The following is an 18,059-nucleotide window of genomic DNA, read 5'->3' as shown; positions in this document are numbered from 1 at the left end:
GGCAATCGTGGCTCATTTCGTCATCGTCGGGGCCGGAGAATGCGGTGCTCGCGCAGCCTTCGCGCTCAGAGAAAAAGGCTTTGACGGCGACGTCACCCTGATCGGTGCCGAGGCCATCGCCCCATACGAACGCCCGCCGCTTTCGAAAGACGGATCGGGTCAGGCACCTGACCCCAAATTCGTCGCGGCATCGGAACGTTACCAGGAGCAATCGATCCACCTCAGGCTCGATACGACGGTGACAACGATCGATCCTGTCGCAAAAGCAATCAGGCTCGCAGACGGAGACATGCTTGGCTACGACAAGCTTCTGCTCGCAACCGGAGCCACCGCGCGCGGTCTCCCGGGTGCCGATGGCACTTCCGACCGCATCCGCGTGCTGCGGACCCACGCGGATGCGGTGGCTTTGCATGCCGCTCTCCACCCGGGTCGGCACATCGCCATTATCGGCGGTGGCTTCATTGGGCTCGAGCTGGCGGCAACAGCGCGCATGCGGGGTGCCGACGTTACGGTCATCGAGGGTCTGCCCCGCGTGCTGAAGCGCGGCGTGCCGGAAGAAATCGCTGAGGCAATTACGGAACGCCACCGGCTGGAGGGCGTGAATGTTCGTTGCGGTCAAACCATCGATAAGGTGAGGGAAGAGACGGACAAGGTCATCATAAGGCTGGCCAATGGTGAAATGATCCCTGCCGACCTGCTGCTCGTCGGCATCGGCGCCTCGCCGAATATCGGGCTTGCCGAGGCAGCCGGGCTGACGATCGACAATGGTATCGCCATCAACGAACGGCTGGAGACTTCAGCCTCCGATATCTATGCCGCCGGCGATTGCTGCTCCTTCCCGCTGGCGCTCTATGGCGGACGACGCGTTCGGCTCGAATCCTGGCGTAATGCGCAGGAGCAGGCAAACCTGGCCGCCGCCAACATGCTGGGAGAAGGCGCGGAAATCTCAGCCGTGCCATGGTTCTGGTCCGACCAGTATGACCTGACATTGCAGATTGCCGGGCTCGCCGACGGAGCGGCCACGCATATCCGCCGCGATCTTGGCGACAGCGCATTCATTCTCTTTCATCTCGACGAAAGCGGCAGGCTTCTTGCCGCGAGCGGCATTGGCCGCGGCAATGCCGTCGCGCGCGATATCCGTCTCGCAGAAATGCTGATCGCCGCTCGCGCGCATCCTGATCCCGGTGCCTTGGAGGCAAGCAGCATCAAGCTGAAGTCCCTGCTTGCGGCATGACGCAAGGCGAGATCACCGCCACCCCTTGACGAACGGCCCCGAACCATAAATGTCTCGCTCAAACGGACACAGGGGGATGCGATGAAGATTCTCGGCATATCAGGCAGCCTGCGCAAAGGCTCCTTCAACACGGCCCTGCTTCATGCCGCCGTCGAACTGGCGCCGAGCGGTGTCGAGCTCGTCGCGCGCACCATTCATGGCGTGCCGCTTTATGATGCCGATCTTGAAGCCGCAGAAGGCATCCCCGAGAAGGTGCAGGAACTCAAGGACCTCGCCATATCGGCGAATGGTCTGATCCTGTTTACGCCGGAATATAACAACTCGCTCCCGGGCGTGTTCAAGAACGCCATCGACTGGATGAGCCGACCTTCCAACGATATTGCTCTTGTTTTTGGGGCGAAACCGATTGCTGTTCTCGGCGCCTCTCCCGGCAATTTCGGCACGATCCTCAGCCAGAACGCCTGGCTAACGGTGCTGCGCACGCTCGGCGCCGATCCATGGTTCGGCGGCCGGCTGATGGTATCGCGCGCCGGCAGCGTCTTCGACGCGGAAGGCGGGATCGCCGACGACAAGGTGAAGCAGAACCTCGCCAAATTCATCGAAGGGTTCACCGCTTTTGTCGCGGATCGCAAGAAGAGCTGATCCTGTCGGCAGTGCATGGGCAAAAGACGAAAGCAAAGCCTATGATTGCGAAAGCGAATGGCCTAGTGTGAGCGCTGCGTCGGGCGACCGGCGTCTCCGGGGTCCGCACATCTTCTTCGAAACGAAATGAAATCTAACACAGCCGGTTATGTCTTCACGCTGTTGGCGATCAGCATATTCGCCATACAGGACGGCATCTCGAAACATCTGGTCAGCGCCTATCCGCCGCTTCTCGTGGCGATGATCCGTTATTGGGCCTTCATGCTCTTTGCCATCGCATTGGCCTCGCGCTCGCCGGGTGGTCTTCGCACGGCCGTCAGGACCAGGCGGCCTGTGCTGCAAATCGCGCGCGGCCTGTTGCTTGCAGCGCAGATCGTCGTCGTCATTTCGTCCTTCGTCATGGTCGGCCTGGCCCGTTCGCAGGCGATCCTGTCGTCGGGGCCGTTGATGGTGGCCATGCTGTCCATACCCATCCTCGGCGAGAAGGTTGGCTGGCGGCGATGGCTGGCAATCTGCGGCGGCTTCGTTGGCGTTCTGCTGATCCTGAAACCTGAGAGCGGCCTCTTCGACACACGCTTCCTGATGCCGCTTGCCGGTGCGCTGCTCTTCTCGCTTTACGTGGTCCTCACCCGCTATGTCAGCCGCGAGGACAGCGCCAAGACCAGCTTCTTCTACACAGGCGTCGTCGGCGGCATCGTGATGAGCTGCATCGGCCCGTTTTTCTGGACGACGCTGGCGCCGCAGGACTGGGCTTTCATGGGCATACTTTGCCTGACAGGCATCTCGAGCCACTATTTCCTGATCCGCGCCTACGATCTGCTGGACGCGGTGGTGATCCAACCGCTCACTTATCTGCAACTCGTCTTTTCCGCCATCATCGGCGTTGCGATATTCGGCGAAAGCCTGAGCGCCACGATGATCGCGGGCGCGATCATCGTGGTGGCGGCGGGCATATTCACGATCTGGCGTGAACATGCCCTGGCCAGAACCCGCCTCAAGGCCGGTAGGGCGTAGGGTAACTACGCATCCACCTGCGCGCGCGGCTGCGCTTCGGTGTAGTAGCTCACATACTTCTGCCGGTAGCGTTCGGTTCCGCCGAAATCGCTATAGCGCGGCAGTTCAGACATGTCGGTCTTGTTGAGGATGACACCGAGAATACGCGAGTTGATCTGGGGCTCCTGCTCCAGAACATCACGCACGAGGTTCGTTGGCGTCGCACCCCATTCCGTCACCAGCAGGAAGGCATCAACCTGCGGCGCAAAAGCCTTGGCATCGATGACGGGTCCCAGCGGTGCCAGATCGACGACGATGTAGTCGAACATCTTGCGCGCATTTTCCATGAGATGATGCATGCCTTGCGACGACAGCAGCTCGCTGGTGTGCAGGAGATGATCGCGTACGACGACGGGCAGGATGGCAAGCTTGGTGCGCGGGTCGACCTTGACGACATTCGTCCAAGGTACCTCGCCGAGCACGGCCTCGATCAACCCGGCCTGCGGCGGTGACTTCAGCGTGCGGCTCAAGCCCGGATTGCGCAAGTCGGCGTCGATCAGCAGCGTACGCTTGCCACTGCTGGCCAGGAGAGCGGCAAAATTGGCAGCCGTCGTCGACTTGCCTTCGCCCGGCAGCGCCGAGACGACGCCGATCACGCGATCGGTGCGGCCCTGCAGCATGACGTCGCTGGCAAGCTTGGCATTTCTCAGCGTCTCGGCAAAGATCGAGCGCGGCGCCTCGACAGAGATGCGCATCATCCGTTCGAAGGTGACACCGTGCTCCGCCTCTTCGGCGGTTACCGGCTCCTGACCGATATTGGTCTTTCGGCGCTTCTTCTTGCCGTTGCTCTGCTGACCAAGCAATGGCAGATAGCCGAGGAACTTCAATCCAAGCGCAGAGCGTACATCCGCTTCGACGCGGAAGAAGCGGTCGCGGAACTCCTGGAATGCGGCGACGCCGCAACCGGCCATCAGACCGAGGATCACCGAGAGTGCCATAACAAGCGTCTTCTTCGGGCTTGACGGCGATGTCGGCACGCCTGCAACGGAGATGACGCGTGCCTTGGCGATCGGGAAGGATCGCTGCTGTGTCGCCTCTTCGAAGCGGCCGAGATAGGATTCATAGAGCGTCTTCAGCGCCGTCGCCTTCTGATTCAGCTCATTCAGATGCACCAGCGACTTGTTGGCTTCCGAATTCTTGCCGACGACGCCCTCGATGCTCTCGCGAAGTGAGGCGGAACGGGACTGCGCGACATCAAGCTCGTTCTTGTAGCTGGCGGTCAGCTGCTGAAGGACCTGATAGATCTGCCGGGTAATGTCCTGCCGCTCGGCCTTGAGCGCGATGGCTTGCGGATGGTTGGCGCCGAAATTCTGCGTAACATCCTGCTCGCGCTTCTCGACGGCGAGATAACGTGTCTTCAGGTCCTGCAGGACCGAGGTATCGGTCTGACTGGACGAGATGGTCGCATTCTTGACGGCGTTGTCCGGACCCTGGTCGATGATCGATTTATACTGATTGTAGCGTGCCGCCGCGCTGGCGGTATCGGCCTGGGCGATGATCAGCTGCTTGTTGAGATCGGAAATCTGCTGCTCCGACATCAGCTCGCCACCGGTCGAGGTCAGGCCATTGTCGGCCTTGTATTTCTCGACTTCGAGCGAGGCTTCCTGCGCACGCTGGCGCAGATCGTTCAAGCGTTCCTGCAGCCAGACGGAGGCGCGTTCCGTCGCGTCGAAATTGGCGTTCAGCTGATCCGTCAGGTAGGCCTCGGCATAGGCGCTCGTTACCTTGGCGGCCAATAGCCTGTCGGTCGAGCTGAAGGAGACGGCGACAACCGAGCTTCGTGTAACGCGTTCTACCTTGAGACCATCCTGCAGCACGGCAGCGACCTTCTGGCGCTGCGCTTCGCGCATCTCTTCCGGGGTCATGGGCGTACGCCCCACCTTGAAGATACTGGCAATCAGCCCCGCGCCCGACTTGAGCAGGGCCGCCGGCGACTGTGGTGGATTGAGCAGTGTATTGTTGTCGGCAAGCCCCGCGGTATCGACGACGCGCAAGGCCATCTCGTTCGATTTCAGGATTTCGACGGCGCTGGCGATCTCCATGTCCGCCTGCTGGCTGCTGGCGACGGGCGGCTGGCTCTCAGCATATTTCGTCATGCTCTCATCGAGCAGGATTTGCGTCATCGACGTGTAGCTCGGCGTGGCGGTCAGCAAATAAGCCACGGCCAGAATGACAAAGGCAGCCACTGCGAAGATGATGGTTCGGATGCGGCGCGTCACGATCGCCATCAGCCGATCGAGATCGATGAAGCCGTCATGCTGCTCAGCCTGGGAGTGAGCGCTGTGGAAAGTAAAGTTCTTCTGATGCATGGCGACCACCTTAGTCGGAGAAGCCTGAATGGATAATAAGCTGTGACCCGCGGCCTCGACGGCCGCGGGTCAGAACGTGAACAGGCTTAAGCAGCGGTCATCTGCGCTTCGTGCGAGACGACCAGGTTGCGGATCGAGTCATAAACCAGGCCGCCGATATCGGAGCGAGCGAGCGCAAAGGCGACGTTCGCTTCGATGAAGCCGTGTTTGGACCCGCAGTCGAATGTCCGTCCGTTATAGACCTGGGCATGGAAAGATTGCGTCTCGGAGAGGCGCAACATGCCATCGGTCAGCTGGATTTCATTGCCGGCTCCGCGCTCCTGGCGGGCCAGAATATCGAAGATCTCGGGCTGGAGGATATAACGACCATTAAGGTAAAAGTTTGAAGGCGCTTCCGACGGATGCGGCTTCTCGACCATCTTGGTCACGGCGAAGCCGTGACGGACGGCAGCTCCCTTGCCGATGATGCCGTATTTCGAGGTCTCTTCGGGGGCGCATTCCTCAACAGCTACGATATTGCCGCCGACTTCGCTGTAGAGGTCCATCAGGCCGGCCATACAGCCGCGCATGCCATAGCAGAGCATATCCGGCAGCAGCAGCGCGAAAGGTTCGTTGCCGATCAGGTCACGGGCACACCAGACGGCATGGCCGAGGCCAAGCGGCGCCTGCTGGCGGGTAAAGCTGACGGAGCCCGGCCGCGGCAGGAGACGCTCCAGCTCGCTGACCTGATGGCTCTTGCCGGCGAGCCGCAGCGAGGAAATCAATTCCGGCGTGTCGTCGAAGTGATCTTCGATCGCCGACTTGTTGCGGCTGGTGACGAAGACGATGTGCTCGATGCCGGCTTCGATAGCCTCGTCGACGGCATATTGAACGACTGGACGATCGACGATCGTCAGCATCTCCTTCGGCATTGCCTTGGTGGCAGGCAGGAACCGGGTTCCGTTGCCGGCAACCGGAATGACTGCTTTTCTCACACGGTGCTTGGGGTCCATGGCTCTATCATCCTTTGTTAGAGTGAGGGCCTGCGCCCATATTGGGCAGGGGCGAGGAGAGTTGAGAGGCGGGTGTCTGCTGACGGCCGCCGCGCAGGGACGCGGCAAGACGACGCAGGCGGGCGGCAACGGGCATGCTCAGATGACGCATCGCGCGCGGGTTGAGGAGTGCAATCTTGAGAGTGCTCGGCAATTCGCGCTCCTTGATGCTGGCGACCAGCATCAGGAAGGCTTTGACCTCTTTCAGATTGCGCGTTCGCCGCCTTTGTGCGGCAAGTGCCGCAGCGCCGAAGGGATGTTCGGCAAAGAACCTGGCGTCGGCGGAAAGCATGGCCTCGACATGTTCTCTTTTGAGAACACGCGATATCGATCCATCGCGAATGTAATAGAGATAACCGACCATCGGCTCGACGACGCAGACGCCGCCTCTGGCAAGTGCAGAGGCCAGGAAAATATAATCCTCGCCGATCCGTAACCGCTCATCGAAACGCAGGCGATGCTTTTCCAGGAATTCCCGCTCGAAGACCGGCTTCATGTAGCCGAAATTGTGCTCGGAACGGAAAATCATGTTCGAGGCGATGAATTTCGCCAGCGTCAGCACCGGCAGGCGGGTGAGCACCGCTTCGGGAAACATCGGAACGATCGTTCCGACATCTTCGCGAATGACGTCGAGATTATCGACCGCGATCTGGGCCTCGGCCTTTTCCGCCCGGGCAATCAGACGCGCCATTCGATCCGGGCGCAAAGCGTCGTCGGAATCGAGCACGGCTACCCAGCGGCCACGGGCCGCATCGAGACCGGCGTTGCGGGCAGCACCCGGACCACCGTTACGCGCCAGTGCGACAAGACGAACACGGGGATCGGGATGATTGCCGGCGATATCTCGCGTGCTGTCGGTCGAGCAATCGTCGACGACGATCACCTCCATGCTGACGGCGCCTTGGGCGAGCGCACTGTCGATGGCACGCGCGAGCGTCTCCTCGGCATTATAGGCAGCGATGACGAAGCTGACATCGGGGATGAAATCCGTCATTGCGGCGCCTTCTCCATAGTTCCGTACTGCTCGATCTCGCGAACGCCAAAGAGGCCGCTGACGACGCCGGCATGCATGATGCCGCGCAAGCCGTAACGATGCCGCTTGACGGGAGAGGCGACGAGGAGTGCCGCAACGACAAAGCAATAGGCTGACTTCGTGCCGGCAAGCACGATTGCGTGCAACGGCCACGCGCCCGACCCATCTTCCAGCAACATGCGACCATGGGTCTGGCCCATGCGGAACCGACGCTTTGCAAGCCACGAAACGGTAGCGCGTTTGCCGGGAACCGGCTCATGGATCAAGGCATCCGCCGCGAAAGCGATGCGGCCGCCGGCATTGTGCATATGGGTGAAGAACTCGGTATCCTCGCCGCCGGTGCGACCGAGCGCGATGTTGAAGCGGCGCCCGACGAGCGACGGTGCGCTGCGACGCAATAGAACATTGCAGGTGTAGCCGGTGCGGATCTCCCCCGCGACCCAGACAGGCAAGGTCGAATGGAAATCGCCATTCCGCATCCAGGCGGGCGCGGTGCTCGCATAGCTAGCCTGCACAGGCCCGAGAACGGCATCGGCACCGGTCGTGTCCGCCATGACGAGCAATTCCGCCAGCCAATCCTCCGAGGCCGTCTCATCGTCATCGATAAAGGCGACGAAATCGCCGGCCGCATTGTCCAGGCAGGCATTGCGGGCGATCGAGATATTCGAGGCCGGGCAATGCACATAGGCGATCTCGAACGGAACGGCAGAGCGCATGGCATCGACGCGATCGCGGGCGCTCGGAGTCACATCATTGTCGGCAACGATGATGCGCACGATGACGCCGGCGGGGATAGTCAGTACCGCGAGCGACAGCAGAGTCTGATCCAGCTCGACGCGACGGTAAGTGCAGACGGCGATATCAATCCTGATCGGACGGCGGAGGGTTTGCGTCATGAAGCCACCCTTCTGTTCCGAAAGCTCAGCACTTCCATCCAAAAACCCATTGACCAGGCAAAATGCATGACCATGGCGGAAATGGCGGCAAGCGGGCCATAGGGGTTCTTCTGGCCAACTGCGATCCAGAAGCCATAGGCGATGCAGGCAACAGCCCAGAGGCTCAGCGGAATGACTGCGATCCAGTTGAGGATCGCCAGGAAAGCACCGATAAAGATTGGCACGACGGCAAGCGGCAGCATCTGACGCACGCTCGGCATGCTGCGATGCTTGAGAATATTGCGGGCGCGGCCCCGGCCATAGCCGAGATATTGCCGGAACAGCGTCGGGACGCTGGAACGCGGGTAGTAGGTCATCGCGGTCTTGTCGGTCAGCCAGATGCGGAAGCCGGCCTTGTGCAGCCGGTAATCGAGCTCGGCATCCTCGTTGTGGCTGAAGAGTTCATCATAGCCGCCGACGGAACGGAAGGCTGCGACACGCATCAGCGCATGATGGCCATGCTCGGCCCAATGCCCCTTAGCGCCCTCGCGATGCTTGGAACCGCCATTGCCAAGCTTGGAATTCTGCGCAACTGCCGTTGCCTTCTGAAAGGCGCTGAAGCCCATAGTGCGCATGGCGACGACGACGGAATCCGCTCCGGTCACGTCGGCCTCCCGAACCAGCGTCTGGCAGTAATCGTCCGGATAATCACCATGAGCGTCAATGCGGATGAAATAATCATATCCGTCACCGAAGGTTTCAATCGCAAGGTTGATTGCGGCACTCTGCAAGCGCTTCGGATTGTCGATCAGAAGAACGCGCGGATCGTTGGCCGTGATCTCCCTGACAATCTCGCGCGTCCGGTCAGTGCTGCCGCCATCGGCAACCACGATCCGAGCATCGAGGTCATCCAGCGCCTGCCCGAGTTTGCCGATCAGCGGCTCGATGTGCTTTTCCTCGTTGAGGCAAGGAATAACGATTACGCAACGCATATCCCTTGAGCTTCCAGTCATCATTGCAATCCACCTCTATTGCGATGCAGTTGTGGGAGGGCCTGTATTTCGGCGATCTGCTCGTTGGCGCGCGTGAGGGCAGCCAGCCGCTGCACCAGCCCCTGGCAGTCGGCACGATCGATCATCCATTGCTTGCGATCCTGCGCCGCCACGGCGTCGAAGGCCGCGAGATAGCGCTGCTCGTCCATACCGTCGAAAAGGGCGACGAGATGCGAAGCGTCGGCGTTGTCGAGCGTGAGCCCGATTTTTCGGGAAGCAAGAAACCGTCCCGTCTCGGTGCCATCCATGGCAATCGGCACGGTGCCATAAAGCCCGCCCTCATAGAGGCGGTTCGGCAGCAGCCAGCTGGAATTCAGCCCCTCTTCGAAGAAGTCGATGGCCCAGGAGAACTGGACTTCACCATAGATCGCGGAGAGATCCTCCGGGTTCTTGTAGGCGCCGGCGAACTGCATGAAGGGCGCATCGCGCACGAAGCTGTCGAAATCGTCGAATTCCGAGCGAGCCGGCCGGCCACGCAGGACGATTTCGAAGCGGCCCTCCATCCGTCGTGAGAAGTCATCGAGCAAAGCCAGGGACTTGCGGCAGCGCAACGCGCCGAACCAGCCAATCTTCCATGGCTTGCCGGCAATCGGCGGCCGCGCCGCCGAGACGATGTTATTTGTTGTTGCGGCCTCGATCGCCAGAACCTTGTTCTCGAGCAGCATGATCGGCAGGTGCAGGCCGGAACGCGGCCGGAAATAACGTTCGACAAAGGCCGGCGAGCTGGTGATGAGCAATGCCGCCTGTGCACCAAAATGGCGCTCGGCGCTACGAAGTGCTCCCCCCAGCATCCCGTCGCCAAGCAGCAGCCGATGGATATCCAGGCATTCATAGACCACAGGCATGTCGCCGCCGAAAACGGACCTAGCGCGATTGGCGAGAGCCAGCATTTCGAGGTTGCGACCGATAATGACATCCGGCCGCGCCACTGAGCGCAGAGCATTGCGCAATTTCACCGCCGATTTGGCGACCGCGGTGAGCCGCTGCGCAAATTGAGCGTCTTTCGTCCTGCCGAGCTCGATCGGCTCGATGCCGTTGATGGCAGCAAGCACGTTGTCGTCACGCCGGAAGCCTGCCAGCGTCACCAGCGCCCCACCGGCCTGCAGCATCAACACCCGCCTGCGTACGGCGGGATCGGCGAGATCGTGGACAAAATAAAGAATATGCAGCATCAAGATTTCCGCTTTCGCGACCGGTCGAGACCAGACGCATGGTGTGGTTGGTGTTGCATCATGGCATTGGACCGGCCGCCCATCCCCTGGGCAGCCGGCATGGCTCAGTCGAGTTTGCAGGTGATCGATTCCGGAAAGAGGCACTTCTCTCCCGCTTTCGTGAAAGCAACGCGCTTGATCTGCATGGTCGCAGGCTCGCCGGTATAGGCAAACTTGCCCATCCAGCCACTCAGCGTGTCCGTGCCCCAAAGGCTGAAGAAGATCTTCTGAGCATTGCTCGGTATCTTGGAAGGATCGGTAACGTCCTGAACGAGCTTGCCGTTCACATAATAGCGCAGACGGTCCTTCTCCCAGACGAAGGCGTAGTCGTTAAAGCCCTGGTCCGCACCGCCGGCGACCGGCGCTAATTTCTCGTTGCCACCCTTGGCCGAAATATATTGGTTGACCTGCACCTGGCCGGCATTCTTGCCGAGCACTTCGAAATCGATCTCATCATGCGGCTTCTTGTCGGTCGGGCCGATATAGGTGAAGAAGGCCGAATTCAGGCCCGACCCGGTCGCGGTGCGATAACGCGCTTCATAGGTGCCGTAACCATAACGCTGGGTGGTCTGGATTTCGCCGCAGGCATAGTTGCGCTGACCGATCTTGCCTTCGGTAAGCTGCAGCTGCAGCGATCCATCCTTGATGCTCACCTGCTTTCGCGACCAGGTACAATTCTGATGCGGCCCATTGTTCCAGCCATCGGAAATATACCAGCGGCTGGTATCGAGACGCTGGAAGTTGTCAACGAAAGATCCACCAGTCGGTTGATCATCCTGTGCCGAAGCAACCTGCGGAATGAAGCAGGCGCCCAGAAGAGCGAGGGAAACGAGACCCAGTTTTCGCGCGTGGCTTGTCGATGTCATCATAGCATCACCTTTGCTCGGAGCGCACGCGCCGGTCGTCGGCGGTACGGTTCCCGGCAGCAAGAAGTTCGGCCTGTGGCCGAGCCCGGCTGCCGGTCAGCAGATTGTAGAAGGACGGCAGGGCGTGACGCGCCATGCCATTGCTCAAGGGCAGCAGCAGCAGGGTGCTTGTCGCCGCCAGGAGATAGAAAATTGGATAGTGATCGCTGCCGCTACGGTTCCAGAGAACCCAGAGACAGAACAGCAGCGGATAATGGGCGCAGAAGATCCAGAAGCTCAATCCGCCGGTTCCAGCCAATCCCCGCCCGACGCGGCTTCTGATCAGGATTGCCGACAGGGCCCAAAAACCGGGGATGCCAACAAGGATCATCAGATTGCGGCTGACTTCAAGCCACAACGGCAGGCCAGGCCCCGCCATATAGGCAACCGTCGCGAGAATGGCAGCAAGCGCAATGAAAGCAGGAGCAATCAAGGCAGCATAGCGGTCCATCATCGTGACATCGACACGGTAGATGCCAAGATAAATGCCGAAGCTGAAGCTGAACAGAATAGAGTTGCGCAGAACAATACCGATCGATATCGGCCATGCCGCGAGCAGAAGAAGAAACAATAGTGTCGGCAACGGAGCGCATCGAATGAGAAATGCGAGAATAGGTGACAGAAGGATACAGACGAACAGATCGCGCAGGAAATAAAGCGGAAGATTAATCGGCGCACCATCTATTGCGAAAAGAAGCGTCGATAATGTCCGTGGACTGGATTCGGACAGATCCGGCAAATAACCATCGCCAATACCGTAGTACTGAAGAGCAAAGACGAAGGCGAAGAAAGCACAGTTCCATAGAAAGAACGGAAGCATGACCGTCTTTGTCTTGCGAGCGATCGTCTTTCCATAATTCAGCGACGCTGGTCCATTGCGAAACAACAGATAGCCGGAAATTGCACTCAAGCAAGGCACACCGACCCGAAACAGGCTGTCACGCAAGAACACTCGCAGCCAGTCGAAAATACCATAAGCACCGTTGAACGGGCTCGTATGCGTATCGAACGGTATATGGACAAAGATGATGCCGGATATGAGCACGATACGCATGAGATTTATCCGCGAAGACACGTTGGCAGTCACATTCACGATGTCTGTCACCCCTTCTTCGGGCCGCATCCCCCACGCGGCCGTTTCAATGAGAGCAGATCAAAGCTCGCAGACGATAACCTAGGGCGCTCTTGGGAAAGGGAATATGGCAGCGCAGCAAAAATGAGCGGAAACCAATCTTTGACGACGGGCAAAAGACGTCGTTTGAGGTCGTCTCAAACATGAAACAACCGATTTAAATGCAAAAAAACATCTGTAGGCAGAAGCATTTAAGCATCTTCCGATATTTTGGCGACGGCTTCAGACGGCGTATTCGTGCCGCCTCGATTTTTTTGACAGAAGGTGAAGATTTTTTGCAGCGCAGCAGAATTTGAGAGGTGAACCATGACCAAAATGCGACAATCTTACAATCCTGATGGGAAAGCCTTGCGGGAGCGCTCCCCTTATGGCTGCAAATTCCGCATGTGCGTCGGCAATGAGGGCTTGCCGTATTCAGCTGCCGCCCGTGAAACCGAATTTCGATCCTGCTCGTATGTCCATCAGAGTGATCCCGAGACGTGAATTCGAGGCCTAATGTCCACCCTTCCCTTTCCAAAGACTGCTGCCGTGTTCTGGCTTTTCTTTTCGTTCGCAGCACTGGCCAATGCCGGTAACGCGGAGACTTTCGCAGGCCAGCAGCAACGCATCGATGTCGGTGGCTTCAAGCTGAACAGCATCCTGATCGAGGCCGGTGCGGCGCCGGACCTGCCGCCGATCGTCTTCATTCATGGTGCGAGCACCAGCCTTTACGACCCGCTTCTATCTTTCCACAGCAAGCTTGAGGGCAGAGCCAGATTGCTTTTCGTTGATCGTCCGGGTCATGGCGGCTCCGATGCGGGCGGTGCGGAGACTATCCTGCCCGATGCTCAGGCGGATGCGATCGCGCGCCTGATGGAGGCTCGCGGCATCGGCAAGGCCATTATTGTCGGGCATTCCTTCGGCGGCGCTGTCGTCGCCGCCTTTGCCCTTCGTCATCCGGATAAGGTTGCGGGCCTCGTTTTCCTGTCGCCGGTTGTCTATCCCTGGCCAGGCGGCATCGCCTGGTACTATGGCGCTGCCCGACCACCGCTGACCGGCCTGCTCTTCAGCGCGCTCATCGTGCCCCCTATCGGCGTCCTGACGATCGACGGCGCAACGAAAGCCGTTTTTGCCCCCAATCAACGCCCCGCCGGGTACATCAAGGCGACCAGGGCACTACAGGCTCTTCGGCCGGATGCCTTTCAACACAATGCCAGGGAAATTGCCGCCTTGAGCGATTGGGCGAAAGGTGCCTCGCCACGCTATCGCAAGATCAAGGCACCGACTGTTATCATCGCGGGTGATGCCGACAAGACCGTTTCTACAGACATCCACGCCAGACACCTCGCCCGCGATATCAGCGGCTCGACACTGATCGTCATCCATAATCTCGGGCATAAATCGGACTATGTGGCGGCCAACCTTGTCGTCGCCGCGATCGAGAAACTCTCGGGCAAAAGATCCGACCTGCGAGCGGCTTCGAAAGCGCTCGAACGGCGCATCGCGCATGACGGCAAGGACTGATCGATCTCGGCACACAAGCAGGCCCTTCATCGACAATCTTCGATAAAACGCTCCCTCCGACATTGCTCCGCATCAATTCGACGCTACCTGTTGGCGTCACGACAGCGTCCATCACCGGTCAAATTACCCTCAAACCATGGTGGATGTCGCAGAAAGCCGATGGTTACGTCCCCGGGGGATGAGGCCGCAAGCTCTTGGATTTGAAACCGTAAAGGCGGGAAGATGGCGTCAATCACGATTGTTATTCCGTTCTATCAGAAGCAGACAGGCGTTCTGCAGCGCGCTTTGAGGTCGATCTCTCAGCAGGCGTTTCAGGACTTCGATGTCCTCATCGTCGATGATGCATCGCCACTTCCGGCAGAAAATGAGCTACAGTCGCTGAGCAGCGAACAGCGGGCACGCATCAAGGTGATCCGTCAGGTGAATGGCGGTCCGGGCGGGGCGCGCAACACCGGCCTCGACAATGTGCCGGCCGAGAGCCGGTTCGTGGCATTTCTCGACTCAGACGATGAATGGGCGCCGGATCACCTCGGCAATGCGTTCGAAGCACTGACGCGCCACGACGCCGATTGTTACTGGGATTCCATCGAGGGAGGCGATGAATTTTCCTATCATTTCGGTATCGCGGAACTCGGCAAATCGGCTGGGAATGTGCAGCTTTCCGAGAAGCCTTCGGTCATCGAGATCCCCGATATCGCCAGCGTCATGCTGCAGGACTGGAGCTTTCTTCACATGTCCTGCATGGTGATCGGCCGGCCGCTCTTCGAGAAAATTCGCTTCGAACCGACATTGCGACTGGCAGCCGAAGACATCCTGTTTTTCTGCGACTGCATCCTCGCGGCCAAGCGGGTCATACTGTGTGAAAACACTGGTGCATTGCGCGGCGAAGGCGTCAATATCTTTCACAGTATCGACAATGACTCCCCGCAATTCCTGCGTCAGCAGTTCAACACGTGGACGGCGCTGAATACGCTGGAACAGAGATTTTCACGCCGGCCGCAGGATGTCGCCGCTATCAGGCAGTACAAGAATCGTGCCCGCCGCCAGGCGCTCTGGAGCCAGGCGCGACAGGTGAAACAGCGGCAAATGCCGCAATTCGGGTTGCTGGCCAAATGGGCCCTGCGCGATCCGGCAATTTTACAAAGTGCCATGCGCCTTGCCGTGGGCAAACTAGCGCCCTAGATTTTGCAGCGCAGCATTGGCTGCGCATGCCGCATCGAAGAGCCACGGCGTGCCCCGCTATCATCTGGATCAGCAAGGAGTACTGCATGAAGCCGTTCCACTGGGAATCCACCCATGGCAATTTCGGTGACGACCTCAATCTCTGGCTCTGGGATTTCCTGCTTCCCGGCCTTCGCAATGCTCATGAAGAGACGTTGCTGGTCGGTGTAGGCACTGTCCTCAACACCGAGATATTGCCGGCCGAGGGCCACAAGCTCGTCATCGGCAGCGGTTTCGGCTATGGCTCGCTCCCCGATACGAACGACAAATCGAAATGGGACGTGCGCTGTGTCCGCGGCCCGCTGACGGCGAAGAAAGTAGGACTGCCCGTCGAAATGGGCATCGTCGACCCAGCCGTGCTCGTCACCGAGATGCCGGAGTTTCAGAATCTGCCAAAATCAGGCAGGCGCACGTTCATTCCCCATTGGGAGTCGGCCGCCGCCGGTCTCTGGCCCGAAATCTGCAAGACGGTCGGTCTTTCCTATCTCGATCCTCGCGGCGAGGCCAAGGCCGTCATCCGTGAGCTCGCGACATCCGAGCTCATCGTTGCCGAATCCATGCATGGCGCGATCCTTGCCGATGCCTTCCGCGTGCCGTGGATTGCCGTCAGCTCGTCGCGCTCCATCAACAGCTTCAAATGGAACGACTGGGCGCAATCGCTCGGGGTCACCTATGCACCGAAGCACATTCCCGTCTCCACCCGCGCCGAGGCGATCGCCAAGGGCGCCCGCTTCTGGGGCCTTGGTTTTGAGCGCAATCAGCAGGCCGCGAAAGAATTGGAAAAGCAACGGCACGGCGAAACCGTGCTGCTTGCCGATCCCCAGCAGACCCCGCTTCGGGTGATGGCGAAGCAGGCGCTTGCCATGCCTTCGGCGCTCGCTCTCTGGCAGGCGAGCAAGGCAAAGCCGCAACTGAGCAAGGATGGCGCGCTTGCCGCTTGCAAGGAGCGGCTGCTGACCGTGATCGAAGGCGTGCGCCGCGATTACCTGTAGACCCGGCGAAACCTACTCCGGAGCGGCCTGCAGAAGATACCGCAGGCCGTTCGCCCCGGAATGGGCGATCGGTGCGCCTCCTCCGCGGAACCGTTCTGTTTTGTCGGCAAGGATCCCACCCGCTATGGCCGGAACGGCAAAGGGATGGCGAAGGGCATAGGTCGCAGCCGCAGCCATGCCCGATTGCGATTTGACGTCGAGGAAATGCCTTAACTCGTAGCGGTCGCGAATATGCCGCTCATGGCGGCGGATCACAGCGGCATCTGCCGGCGAAAGACCGCCTTTTGCCAGGATCGCCCGGTCGGCTTCGTAAAGGCGCCGCAGATCTTCAGTTTTGTGGCTGCCGCTCAGGGAATTGCCACGCACCACGGCACCGTAGCCGCAGCTATGGATGATCTTGTAACGCGCGGCCTTGGCCAGGGCCCGCACATAGAGATCGTAATCTTCACCCAGCCGCAGCGCCTCATTGTAGCGCAAGCCATGTGCATCCAGGAAGGAGCGGCGCATCAGAGGCTTCAGGAAACCAATCTCGCCGCGACGGACGCCGCGTTTGGAAATATTGCCCTCCACGAAGGCAACGAGATCGAGAAAGCGTGGCTTGGCGTCGAAATGATCGAGCCTGGCTTGGGCGTCGGGAACAGTATCGGCAGTAACGAAAGCAATATTGTCGGCGACGAAATCCCAATCATCGCGGGCAAGCAGCGAGCTGAAACGTCCGGGGAAAAAGAAATCGTCGGCGTCGAGAATGCCAATCAGCGGAGCCTTGGAGATCTCGATCGCATGATTGCGTGCTGCCGCAGGACCGCGATTTTTCTCGAATTCGTGAATCAGCAGCCGACCGCTGCCGTCATCCGCTTTCGCAGCAACCGCCGCCGTGCCATCATTCGACCCATCGTCGATGACGACCACTTCTGCAACCTCGGGCTCTCGAAGGGCTGAGGCTATGGCAAGCCCGATGGTATCGCTGGCATTCTTTGCCGCGATGATTACGCAGACACTCTTTTCCGCACTGTCAGCCACGTCGGTCTCCACTGGTTCTGCCGGAGACTTAGGACATGGCTTAAATCCGACAACCTGTCGGCGGTCAAAAGATGCGCCTGACTGCAGCGTCAGGGATTGAACGGCTCTGAGCGATTTAGGCTGGGGGCGGGCAACCCACCAACCTTCGTGTCTTCCCCGATCGGAATGGTCGCCTTGTCTTCACTTCGCGCCGCATCGAGCGCCTTGCGCTCTTTCCAGACGAGATAAAGCACACCGATGAAATATCCGATCTGCAGGAGGACGGCGCAAATGGCCGTTTCGATCAGGGTCGTCGAGAGGGAGTTCGTCAGGAAGTAAGTCGCGATGGCAAAGACGACCAGCGTGCCCAGCATGCTCACGAAAACGCGCGGCGCATACATAGTGCTACCTCGCCCGCTCATACGTTAGAAAAAAAGCGATCAAGGTCTTTCCTCCCTTATCAGACCTGAAGTCTAAATATATTTTATGATTCATTGAGATTCAACCAAGTCACGATGATCCGTTACGAATTGATACGATCCTAACGCCGGGCTCGTTAAAACTACGCCGCGATTATAATTACAATTGAATTTATTGGTTTTCTTGTCTGCACCCACAAGATGATCTGCCAAAATCATGCAATCCTTGGGACGCATCGCGGCCTTGCGGCTGCCCTAATTCCCCAGCAATCCAATCAACTTTTATTACAAAGTCCGGGTGTCGCAGCTGCGCAGTATGTGCAGCGCAATATATTGCTGCATCGCACTAGAGCGAACGCGAAATCAAGTTTTCGTACGCCGGATCAAAAGTGACCTGAGGCAAAGGAAGACGATGATAATGAATAGCTTGTCCTCTCTCACCTATAAC

At 59.2% G+C, this 18,059-nt stretch carries 16 protein-coding genes; 6 read left to right on the top strand and 10 right to left on the bottom strand.

All coding sequences use genetic code 11. From position 1 onward, the window contains the following. The first annotated feature begins 7 nt into the window (after nucleotides 1-7). The 3 genes from BSK43_RS34330 to BSK43_RS34320 all read left to right on the top strand — a co-directional run bounded on the left by BSK43_RS34330 (nucleotide 8) and on the right by BSK43_RS34320 (nucleotide 2,890). The gene (locus tag BSK43_RS34330; RefSeq protein WP_077470266.1) at nucleotides 8-1,234 is read left to right on the top strand and encodes an FAD-dependent oxidoreductase; all 1,227 of its coding nucleotides are present in this window, start codon (nucleotides 8-10) and stop codon (nucleotides 1,232-1,234) included. Between the two features lie 81 nt (nucleotides 1,235-1,315). After that, complete coding sequence (locus BSK43_RS34325) at nucleotides 1,316-1,876, top strand: NADPH-dependent FMN reductase (RefSeq protein WP_077470265.1); 561 nt, start codon at nucleotides 1,316-1,318, stop codon at nucleotides 1,874-1,876. A 126-nt stretch (nucleotides 1,877-2,002) separates the two neighbouring features. Then, a complete protein-coding gene (locus BSK43_RS34320; RefSeq protein WP_077470264.1) occupies nucleotides 2,003-2,890 on the top strand; it encodes a DMT family transporter in 888 nt (295 codons plus the stop codon). 5 nt (nucleotides 2,891-2,895) lie between these two features. On the opposite strand, the gene BSK43_RS34315 is transcribed toward BSK43_RS34320, so the two are convergent. From BSK43_RS34315 to BSK43_RS34280, 8 genes are all read right to left on the bottom strand, one after another. Further along, a complete protein-coding gene (locus BSK43_RS34315) occupies nucleotides 2,896-5,238 on the bottom strand; it encodes a polysaccharide biosynthesis tyrosine autokinase (RefSeq protein WP_077470263.1) in 2,343 nt (780 codons plus the stop codon). Nucleotides 5,239-5,324: 86 nt separating this feature from the next. Next, nucleotides 5,325-6,230: a UTP--glucose-1-phosphate uridylyltransferase gene (locus BSK43_RS34310; RefSeq protein WP_077470262.1), complete on the bottom strand. Its 906-nt coding sequence runs from the start codon at nucleotides 6,228-6,230 to the stop codon at nucleotides 5,325-5,327. A gap of 7 nt (nucleotides 6,231-6,237) precedes the next feature. Next, nucleotides 6,238-7,263 (bottom strand): glycosyltransferase family 2 protein, encoded by a 1,026-nt coding sequence (locus BSK43_RS34305; protein WP_077470261.1) that lies wholly within the window; start codon nucleotides 7,261-7,263, stop codon nucleotides 6,238-6,240. Next, nucleotides 7,260-8,198: a glycosyltransferase family 2 protein gene (locus BSK43_RS34300; protein WP_077470260.1), complete on the bottom strand. Its 939-nt coding sequence runs from the start codon at nucleotides 8,196-8,198 to the stop codon at nucleotides 7,260-7,262. Before BSK43_RS34300 ends, BSK43_RS34305 begins: the two co-directional genes overlap by 4 nt. After that, the gene (locus BSK43_RS34295; RefSeq protein WP_077470259.1) at nucleotides 8,195-9,193 is read right to left on the bottom strand and encodes a glycosyltransferase family 2 protein; all 999 of its coding nucleotides are present in this window, start codon (nucleotides 9,191-9,193) and stop codon (nucleotides 8,195-8,197) included. The genes BSK43_RS34300 and BSK43_RS34295 overlap by 4 nt, the downstream gene beginning before the upstream one ends. Further along, entirely contained in the window at nucleotides 9,190-10,401 is a 1,212-nt protein-coding gene (locus BSK43_RS34290; protein WP_077470258.1) for a glycosyl transferase family 1, read from the bottom strand. Before BSK43_RS34290 ends, BSK43_RS34295 begins: the two co-directional genes overlap by 4 nt. Nucleotides 10,402-10,505: 104 nt before the next feature. Beyond that, nucleotides 10,506-11,309, bottom strand: a complete 804-nt coding sequence (locus BSK43_RS34285) for a glycoside hydrolase family 16 protein (RefSeq protein WP_077470257.1) — start codon at nucleotides 11,307-11,309, stop codon at nucleotides 10,506-10,508. Between the two features lie 4 nt (nucleotides 11,310-11,313). Further along, nucleotides 11,314-12,399, bottom strand: coding sequence for an acyltransferase (locus BSK43_RS34280; protein ID WP_246662777.1), 1,086 nt, complete (start codon nucleotides 12,397-12,399; stop codon nucleotides 11,314-11,316). A gap of 573 nt (nucleotides 12,400-12,972) precedes the next feature. Between BSK43_RS34280 and BSK43_RS34275 the strand changes: the two genes are divergently transcribed. From BSK43_RS34275 to BSK43_RS34265, 3 genes are all read left to right on the top strand, one after another. After that, a complete protein-coding gene (locus BSK43_RS34275) occupies nucleotides 12,973-13,980 on the top strand; it encodes an alpha/beta hydrolase (protein ID WP_077470256.1) in 1,008 nt (335 codons plus the stop codon). Between the two features lie 222 nt (nucleotides 13,981-14,202). Continuing rightward, on the top strand, nucleotides 14,203-15,162 hold the full coding sequence (locus BSK43_RS34270) for a glycosyltransferase family 2 protein (RefSeq protein ID WP_077470255.1): 960 nt from the start codon (nucleotides 14,203-14,205) through the stop codon (nucleotides 15,160-15,162). 86 nt (nucleotides 15,163-15,248) lie between these two features. Continuing rightward, on the top strand, nucleotides 15,249-16,193 hold the full coding sequence (locus BSK43_RS34265) for a polysaccharide pyruvyl transferase family protein (RefSeq protein WP_077470254.1): 945 nt from the start codon (nucleotides 15,249-15,251) through the stop codon (nucleotides 16,191-16,193). Nucleotides 16,194-16,205: 12 nt separating this feature from the next. Here BSK43_RS34265 and BSK43_RS34260 read toward each other — a convergent pair whose 3' ends face one another. Then, the gene (locus tag BSK43_RS34260) at nucleotides 16,206-17,213 is read right to left on the bottom strand and encodes a glycosyltransferase family 2 protein (RefSeq protein ID WP_077470253.1); all 1,008 of its coding nucleotides are present in this window, start codon (nucleotides 17,211-17,213) and stop codon (nucleotides 16,206-16,208) included. 89 nt (nucleotides 17,214-17,302) lie between these two features. Then, nucleotides 17,303-17,593: an exopolysaccharide production repressor protein gene (locus BSK43_RS34255; RefSeq protein WP_077470252.1), complete on the bottom strand. Its 291-nt coding sequence runs from the start codon at nucleotides 17,591-17,593 to the stop codon at nucleotides 17,303-17,305. Nucleotides 17,594-18,059: the final 466 nt, after the last annotated feature.

Origin of the sequence: Rhizobium sp. P44RR-XXIV (genome assembly GCF_001999485.2) — a bacterium.
GTDB lineage: Bacteria > Pseudomonadota > Alphaproteobacteria > Rhizobiales > Rhizobiaceae > Rhizobium.
This window is presented reverse-complemented; position numbering and strand designations above follow the sequence as displayed.

Coding starts and splice junctions, on each gene's coding strand:
- BSK43_RS34325 (WP_077470265.1), top strand. CDS start 1,316: ATGAAGATTCTCGGCATATCAGGCAGCCTGCGCAAAGGCTCCTTCAAC.
- BSK43_RS34320 (WP_077470264.1), top strand. CDS start 2,003: ATGAAATCTAACACAGCCGGTTATGTCTTCACGCTGTTGGCGATCAGC.
- BSK43_RS34315 (WP_077470263.1), bottom strand. CDS start 5,238: ATGCATCAGAAGAACTTTACTTTCCACAGCGCTCACTCCCAGGCTGAG.
- BSK43_RS34310 (WP_077470262.1), bottom strand. CDS start 6,230: ATGGACCCCAAGCACCGTGTGAGAAAAGCAGTCATTCCGGTTGCCGGC.
- BSK43_RS34305 (WP_077470261.1), bottom strand. CDS start 7,263: ATGACGGATTTCATCCCCGATGTCAGCTTCGTCATCGCTGCCTATAAT.
- BSK43_RS34300 (WP_077470260.1), bottom strand. CDS start 8,198: ATGACGCAAACCCTCCGCCGTCCGATCAGGATTGATATCGCCGTCTGC.
- BSK43_RS34295 (WP_077470259.1), bottom strand. CDS start 9,193: ATGATGACTGGAAGCTCAAGGGATATGCGTTGCGTAATCGTTATTCCT.
- BSK43_RS34290 (WP_077470258.1), bottom strand. CDS start 10,401: ATGCTGCATATTCTTTATTTTGTCCACGATCTCGCCGATCCCGCCGTA.
- BSK43_RS34285 (WP_077470257.1), bottom strand. CDS start 11,309: ATGATGACATCGACAAGCCACGCGCGAAAACTGGGTCTCGTTTCCCTC.
- BSK43_RS34280 (WP_246662777.1), bottom strand. CDS start 12,399: ATGCGTATCGTGCTCATATCCGGCATCATCTTTGTCCATATACCGTTC.
- BSK43_RS34275 (WP_077470256.1), top strand. CDS start 12,973: ATGTCCACCCTTCCCTTTCCAAAGACTGCTGCCGTGTTCTGGCTTTTC.
- BSK43_RS34270 (WP_077470255.1), top strand. CDS start 14,203: ATGGCGTCAATCACGATTGTTATTCCGTTCTATCAGAAGCAGACAGGC.
- BSK43_RS34265 (WP_077470254.1), top strand. CDS start 15,249: ATGAAGCCGTTCCACTGGGAATCCACCCATGGCAATTTCGGTGACGAC.
- BSK43_RS34255 (WP_077470252.1), bottom strand. CDS start 17,593: ATGTATGCGCCGCGCGTTTTCGTGAGCATGCTGGGCACGCTGGTCGTC.